The 1766-nt window shown below is 48.8% G+C and carries 1 rRNA gene; it reads right to left on the reverse strand.

The features are described from left to right. Nucleotides 1–63 precede the first annotated feature (63 nt). Nucleotides 64–1637: ribosomal RNA gene (locus tag AC27FM_RS13230) — 16S ribosomal RNA — on the reverse strand. Between the last annotated feature and the right edge of the window lie 129 nt (nucleotides 1638–1766).

A 1766-nucleotide genomic window follows, 5' to 3' on the forward strand; every position in this document is an offset into this window, starting at 1 on the left:
CCTCTCAAAACTAAACAAAGTTTTAACTTGTGTATTCCGTTGTGCTTTCGCACTTTTCCTTAGAAAGGAGGTGATCCAGCCGCAGGTTCTCCTACGGCTACCTTGTTACGACTTCACCCTAATCATTTGTCCCACCTTAGACGGCTAGCTCCTAAAAGGTTACCCCACCGGCTTTGGGTGTTACAAACTCTCATGGTGTGACGGGCGGTGTGTACAAGGCCCGGGAACGTATTCACCGCGGCATGCTGATCCGCGATTACTAGCGATTCCAGCTTCATGTAGGCGAGTTGCAGCCTACAATCCGAACTGAGATCGGTTTTAAGTGATTTGCTTACCCTCGCGAGTTCGCAGCACGTTGTACCGACCATTGTAGCACGTGTGTAGCCCAGGTCATAAGGGGCATGATGATTTGACGTCGTCCCCACCTTCCTCCGGTTTGTCACCGGCAGTCTCACTAGAGTGCCCAACTAAATGCTGGCAACTAGTAATAAGGGTTGCGCTCGTTGCGGGACTTAACCCAACATCTCACGACACGAGCTGACGACAACCATGCACCACCTGTATTCTTGTCCCCGAAGGGAAAAACTAATCTCTTAGTGTTTCAAGATATGTCAAGACCTGGTAAGGTTCTTCGCGTTGCTTCGAATTAAACCACATGCTCCACCGCTTGTGCGGGCCCCCGTCAATTCCTTTGAGTTTCAGCCTTGCGGCCGTACTCCCCAGGCGGAGTGCTTAATGCGTTAGCTGCAGCACTGAAGGGCGGAAACCCTCCAACACTTAGCACTCATCGTTTACGGCGTGGACTACCAGGGTATCTAATCCTGTTTGCTACCCACGCTTTCGAATCTCAGCGTCAGTTACAGACCAGAGAGCCGCCTTCGCCACTGGTGTTCTTCCATATATCTACGCATTCCACCGCTACACATGGAGTTCCACTCTCCTCTTCTGCACTCAAGTTAACCAGTTTCCGATGCACTTCCCCGGTTGAGCCGGGGGCTTTCACATCAGACTTAATAAACCGCCTACATTCTCTTTACGCCCAATAAATCCGGACAACGCTTGCCACCTACGTATTACCGCGGCTGCTGGCACGTAGTTAGCCGTGGCTTTCTGGTTGAATACCGTCAATACATGAACAGTTACTCTCACGCATGTTCTTCTTCAACAACAGAGTTTTACGATCCGAAAACCTTCTTCACTCACGCGGCGTTGCTCCATCAGACTTTCGTCCATTGTGGAAGATTCCCTACTGCTGCCTCCCGTAGGAGTTTGGGCCGTGTCTCAGTCCCAATGTGGCCGATTACCCTCTCAGGTCGGCTATGCATCATCGTCTTGGTGAGCCGTTACCTCACCAACAAACTAATGCACCGCGGGTCCATCCTAAAGCGATAGCAGAACCATCTTTCAAACATAAACCATGAGGTAAATGTTGTTATGCGGTATTAGCACCTGTTTCCAGATGTTATCCCCCACTTTAGGGCAGGTTACCCACGTGTTACTCACCCATCCGCCGCTCACTCAAATGTTTTATCATTTTGGTGCAAGCACCAAAAATCAAAAACCAGAGTTCGCTCGACTTGCATGTATTAGGCACGCCGCCAGCGTTCGTCCTGAGCCAGGATCAAACTCTCATATTAAAAGTTTGTGACTCATAAATACTAGCGAAAATTGACTTCGTCAATGTTTCAAAAAACTTTAAACCTTAATTAAAAGGCCTACACAATTGATTGTTAAAACTTTGTTCAGTTTTCAAAGGTCTACCGTTG

The organism is Companilactobacillus sp. y65-5 (genome assembly GCF_057541095.1).